The organism is Caballeronia sp. BR00000012568055 (assembly GCF_029439455.1).
Taxonomy (GTDB): domain Bacteria; phylum Pseudomonadota; class Gammaproteobacteria; order Burkholderiales; family Burkholderiaceae; genus Caballeronia.
Genome location: NZ_JAQFVG010000036.1, coordinates 1 through 5,735, shown reverse-complemented (window position 1 = coordinate 5,735; position 5,735 = coordinate 1). Strand labels below are relative to the sequence as shown.

Annotated in this window: 4 protein-coding genes; 3 read left to right on the top strand and 1 reads right to left on the bottom strand. The window is 62.0% G+C overall.

The annotated features are described in order from the left end of the window. The 3 genes from P7F28_RS03305 to P7F28_RS03295 form a co-directional block, all read left to right on the top strand. A partial coding sequence (locus P7F28_RS03305) for a CheR family methyltransferase (protein WP_370467227.1) occupies positions 1–4,125 on the top strand: 4,125 nt, incomplete at its 5' end. An 86-nt stretch (positions 4,126–4,211) separates the two neighbouring features. Further along, positions 4,212–4,823, top strand: coding sequence for a chemotaxis protein CheB (locus P7F28_RS03300; RefSeq protein WP_277183015.1), 612 nt, complete (start codon positions 4,212–4,214; stop codon positions 4,821–4,823). A gap of 69 nt (positions 4,824–4,892) precedes the next feature. After that, positions 4,893–5,120, top strand: coding sequence for a hypothetical protein (locus tag P7F28_RS03295; protein WP_277183014.1), 228 nt, complete (start codon positions 4,893–4,895; stop codon positions 5,118–5,120). Positions 5,121–5,296: 176 nt separating this feature from the next. Here the strand turns inward: P7F28_RS03295 and P7F28_RS33695 are convergent. After that, positions 5,297–5,735: hypothetical protein (locus P7F28_RS33695; RefSeq protein WP_306805712.1), on the bottom strand; the 439-nt coding region annotated here is incomplete at its 5' end.

Genomic DNA, 5,735 nt, shown 5'->3' with positions numbered 1-5,735 from the left:
CCCGCTGATTTCGAGCATTTGCCGTTTGCAGTAGTGGGGATGGGGGCATCGGCGGGCGGCATTCAGGCGCTCTTGAATTTCTTCGAGAACGCGCCGATCGACATGGATATGGCGTTCGTCGTGATCGTGCATCTGGCCGACGACCATATGAGCCACGCGGACGAAGTCTTGCAGCGCGTAACCGATATGCCGGTGCGTCAGGTCGCCGAAACCACCGCGCTCGAAAAGAATCACGTTTATATCAACGCGCCGGGCAAGCATCTGGAACTGTCGGATGGCTTGCTGCACGCTGTGGATCGCACCGATACGACCGGTTCGCCGACCACCATCGACCATTTCTTCGCAACGCTCGCGCACGCGCAGGGCACGCGTGCGATCGGCGTGGTGTTGTCGGGATCGGGTTCGGATGGCGCGGCGGGTCTGTCGCGTATCAAGGAAATGGGCGGCATTACCGTCGCGCAGAAACCGGAAGATGCCGACTTCGGTGAGATGCCGCAGCACGCCATTTCCACGCGTCAGGTGGACTTCGTTTTGCCGTCGGCGGAAATGCCGGACAAGCTGCTCGAACTGTGGAGCAACGCCAAGAAGATTCAGTTGCCGATAGAAGAAGTCGCCGAGGCTGCCGAGCGGGAGCCGTCGCACGCAGCGGGCGGCGCGGAACGCGCATTGGCCGATGTGCTGATGCAGCTGCGCGTACGCACCGGCCACGATTTCCGCCACTACAAACGCGCGACCATTTTGCGGCGCATCGAACGGCGCATGCAGGTGAACGGTCTGCGCGAGATCGGCGCGTACCGCGACTGGCTGCGTGCGAATCCGGACGAAACCACCGCGCTACTGGCCGATATGCTGATCGGCGTGACGCAGTTTTTCCGCGATCGTGAGGCCTTCGAAGCATTGAAGCGCGAAGTGGTGCCTCAGATGATGGAATCGTCCAAAGGCGAGTTCCAGATGCGCGTGTGGGTGCCCGGCTGTTCGACCGGCGAAGAAGCCTATTCGATCGCCATTCTGCTGGCGCAGGCGCGCGAGCAATCCGGCTACGAGGCGAGCTATCAAATCTTCGCCACCGATATCGACGAGCCGGCGATATCGCAGGCGCGCAGCGGTTCGTATCTCGGATCGATCATCGGCGATGTGCCGCCGGATGTGCTGCGCCGCTATTTCAAACACGAAGCCGGGCGTTATCAGATCGTCAAGCCCGTGCGCGAACGCATTCTGTTTGCCGCGCACAGTCTGCTGCGCGATCCGCCGTTCTCGCATCTCGATCTCATCTCGTGCCGCAATGTGCTGATCTATCTGGATCGTGCGGTGCAGCGGCAGGTGCTCGAACTGTTCCACTTCGCTTTGCGCGGCGGCGGTTATCTGTTTCTCGGCACGGCCGAATCCGCGGATACGGCCGACGATCTCTTCACCATCGTCGATAAAAAAAGCCGTATTTATCGCGCGCGCACGGTGTTGAATCGCGTCAAGCCGCCGGTGGCGTTTCCATCGCTCGGGCCGGTGGCGATCGGGCCGCGCGAAGAAGTGGTCACCGTCACAGCCCCGACGGGCAATCCCACGGTGCCGGATACGCCCGAGCGCCGCAGCTTCTCGTTCGCGTCGTTGCATCAGCGAGTGCTGGAGGAATATGCGCCGCCGAGCGTGGTGGTGGATCGCGATTCGAATATCGTGCATTTGTCGAGCAACGCGGGGCGCTTTCTGCGTCACGGCGGCGGCGAGTTGTCGTCGAACATCATGGCGCTGGTGCTGCCGGAATTGCGGCTCGACTTGCGCACCACGTTGTTCCGCGCGCATCAGACCGGCGGCAGCGTGGAGGCGCGCCGCGTCAAGCTGTTGCAGAACGGGCGCACGGTGTGGGTCAACATGACCGTGCGGCCCTTCCACGACAGTGGCGTGAACGCAGACTTCTTTCTCGTCCTGTTCGATGAAGTTCAGGAACATATGGCCGATGAAGGCCTGCCTGAAGACAAGGGACAAGACCCGCTTCTGATGCAGCTCGAACGCGAGCTTCAGCATACGCGCGAGCAACTGGCGACCACCATCGAACAGCATGAAACGACGGTGGAAGAACTGAAGGCGTCCAACGAAGAGTTGCAGGCGATCAACGAGGAACTGCGCTCGGCGACCGAGGAACTCGAAAGCAGCAAGGAAGAACTGCAATCGGTGAACGAGGAATTGACCACGGTCAATACCGAGCTTCAGGCGCGCGTGGAAGACACCGCGAAAGCCAATGACGACTTGCAGAACATCATTGCTTCGACGGAAATCGCCACTGTGTTCGTCGACAAGCAGATTCGCGTCAAGCGCTTCACCAACAGCGCGACGCGCGTGTTCAAGCTGATCGATTTGGATATCGGCCGCTCGCTGTTCGACATTACGCATTCGTTGCGCTACTCGTCGCTGGCGGACGATGTGAAGCAGGCGTTCGAGACGCTCAAGCTGATCGAACGCGAAGTGGAAAGCTCGGATGGCCACTGGTATCTGATGCGCCTGTTGCCGTATCGCACGGCGGATGATCGCATTGACGGCGCGGTGCTGACGCTGATCGATATTACGGCGCGGCATCAGGCGGAAGAATCGGCGCGGCGCGGCGAGGAACGTCTGCGGCTGGTGGCGCAATCGACCAACGATTACGCGATCATCGTGCAGGACCCGAACGGTCTGATCGTGACGTGGAACGCGGGCGCGGAACGCATTTTCGGCTATACGGAAAAGGAAGTGGTCGGGCGCGATATCGCCATGATTTTCGATCCCGCCGATCGCAAAGCGCGCGTGCCCGCGCACGAACGCGAGATTGCCGGGCGCGACGGCCGCGCCGACGACGAGCGCTGGTACGTCACGCGCGACGAGCGCCGCGTCTATTGCAGCGGCGTGGTGACGCCGATCTCGGACCCGTCGTTCAACGGCTTTGCGAAGATCGCCCGCGATCTCACCGACCGCAAAATGCGCGAGGACGCCAATCGCACGGCGCTGGAGCACGAGCACGCCGAACGCCGCCGCGAAGCGCTGTCGAATCAGTTGAAGGACGACTTCCTCGCGGTGCTGTCGCACGAACTCAAACATCCGCTCAATCTGATCGGCATGAAGGCGGAAATCCTGCCGCGCTTGCCGCAAACGCGCGGGATCGAAGCCGTGGCCGAAACCGCCGAAGCGATTCGCCGCGCGGTGCGCAGCCAGGCGCAGATCATCGACGATTTGCAGGATTTGTCGCGCGTGCGCACGGGCAAGCTGGCGCTGAATATCGTGCCGGTGGATATCGCGGCGCTGCTGCGGCGCATTGTCGAAGTGAGCGAAAGCGACGCCTTGCAACGCGGCATCACGCTGCACGCATTGCAAGCGGACGCGCCTGTGTTCGCTTTCGCCGATCCGGTGCGCTGCGAGCAAATCTTCTGGAATCTCGTCACCAATGCGCTCAAGTTCACCGGACGCGGCGGCACGGTCAGCGTGCGCCTGACGGTTGAAGGCGCGATGGTGCGCGTGGATGTGGCGGATACGGGGCAGGGCATCGAGGCGTCGCTGCTGCCGGGAATCTTCGATATGTATCGGCAGGGCGGGCGGTATCGGACATCGACGGGACTGGGCATTGGACTGGCGCTGGCGCGGCAGTTGACGGAGATGCACGGCGGCCGGATTGAAGCGCAATCGGAAGGACTGGGGCGCGGCACGACGCTTTCGGTGTGGTTGCCGGTGGCGGCGGACCGGAATGCTGTCCAGACGGAATCGCAGGCGCGGGCGCGGCCGGTGGCGGGCGCGCGCATTCTGCTGGTCGATCACGATACCGAAGCCATCGGCTCGTTTGCCGAATTGCTCGAACTGGAGCAGGCGGCCGTGCGCGTGGCGTCGAGTGCGGAACAGGCGCTGGCATTGCTCGATGAGGGCACGGTCGACGCGCTGATCGCGGACGTGCAGTTGCCCGGCATCGACGGATACGATTTGATCCGGCGCGTGCGGGGCGACCTGACGCATGCAGGCGTGAAAGCGCTGGCGGTGACGGCGCTCGGACGCGAGGAAGACAAACGCCGCGCGCGCGAAGCGGGTTACGATGCGCATCTGAGCAAGCCGGTGGATTTTCCCGAGTTGCTTCATACGCTCGATATGTTGCTCAGCACGGCGCCCGCGAAATAAAGGGCGCTGTCGGTCTGGTATTTGCTGCGGTCGTGGGTTGCGTGCTTTGCTGCTGAGTTGGCTGCATCGTGCGACAGGGAGATGCCATGGGACAGCGGGATATCGTCGTGATCGCCGCGTCGCGCGGGGGATTTCAGGTGCTGAAAAACCTCGTCGGCGAATTGCCGGGCGATTTGCCGGCTGCGGTGTTCGTCGTGCTGCATATCGGAACGCACGGCAGCGCGCTGCCCGATCTCATGGCGGGATGGGGTCCGCTCAAGGCGCGCTATGCGAAACACGGCGATGAAGTCCGGCGCGGCACGATTCTGGTCGCGCCGCCCGACCGCCATCTGGTGTTATCGCACGGCTGCGCGTGGCTCAACACGGGGCCGAAGGAACACTTCGCGCGTCCCGCCGCCGATCCGCTGTTTCGCAGCGCCGCCGAGCACTATGGCCGGCGCGTGGTCGGCGTGGTGCTGAGCGGCGATCTCGACGATGGCGCGGCGGGCCTCGCGGCCATCCGCGCGCGGGGCGGATTCGGCATCGTGCAGCATCCGGACGATTGCGAATCATCGGCTATGCCGTGCAACGCGCTTGACCTCGCCGGGGCGGACGCGGTGTGCCCGAGCGCAGAATTGGCGCGCTGCATTCGAAACGCCTTGCAGAGCGCATCGGACGATACGGCGGGCGCTGGATCGCCGCTCACTTTTCACCCATGACAAGGCGGGTGTGATATCGATCATGCGTGCAGTCGGTGCGAGTAATCTTTGCAAAGCAGGAGGCCTTCGATGAATCCCGACGATCAACGCTCTGCCCTCGACAAAGCCGACCACAACATCGAACTGGCAAGACGGCGTATCGCCCGGCAACGCGCCGTGGTGAAGCAACTCGAAGCGCTGCGCGGCGATGTGTCCACGGCGCTCACGCTGTTGCGCACACTCGAAGACACGCTCACCGCGATGGAATCGCATCGCGTGCTCATCATGGCGCGAATCTTGAATCTGAATCAGGGCTGAGGCCTGGGGCTTAGTTTGAGAGCGTGATTCTTTACGCCGGATTTTTGTCCATCGAGAATGAAATCGCCTGCTGCATATCACTGCATGCAGCGCGTCATTGGGAGGCAGTCATGATGCTGTATTACCGGGGCGTCGCGATCCATCCATCGGTCGGCAGGAATGGACATCTGTTTGTGTCACACGTCGCCATACTCGAAGAAGACGGCGAAGAAACTTCGCTCGGCGGGCTGGGGTACTTTTCCAATCGCGAGTCGGCGTTTCAGTTTGCAGTGCGATGTGGCACGGCGTTTATTGATCGGGAGCCGCTGCCGAGGCCGCCGTGTTTTTTGAAGTTTGAGGCGGTGGAGGTGGTTGGGTGAGGTTTTTTTGCTGCTGCTTTTGTCTTGCTGGTTATGCAGTAGCCGCCTCCCCGGCGGGGGGGTAACTTTCTTTGCTGCTGCAAAGAAAGTCACCAAAGAAAGCAGCTTTTTCAACCAGGCACTGCACGTTGAAAGGGCAAGTGGATTAATGCTCTTTCTAGGTAACAATAGCGTGCCGCCACGGAGGCCTGCCCGGCCTGTCAGCGAATAGGTACGGTCTGGTTTAAGCACCTCTGTTTCCTTAGCGGAGCGGCCC

What these genes read in the sequence shown, in the direction of transcription:
- P7F28_RS03295 (WP_277183014.1), top strand. Translation starts at nt 4,893, where the DNA reads ATGAATCCCGACGATCAACGCTCTGCCCTCGACAAAGCCGACCACAAC.
- P7F28_RS03300 (WP_277183015.1), top strand. Translation starts at nt 4,212, where the DNA reads ATGGGACAGCGGGATATCGTCGTGATCGCCGCGTCGCGCGGGGGATTT.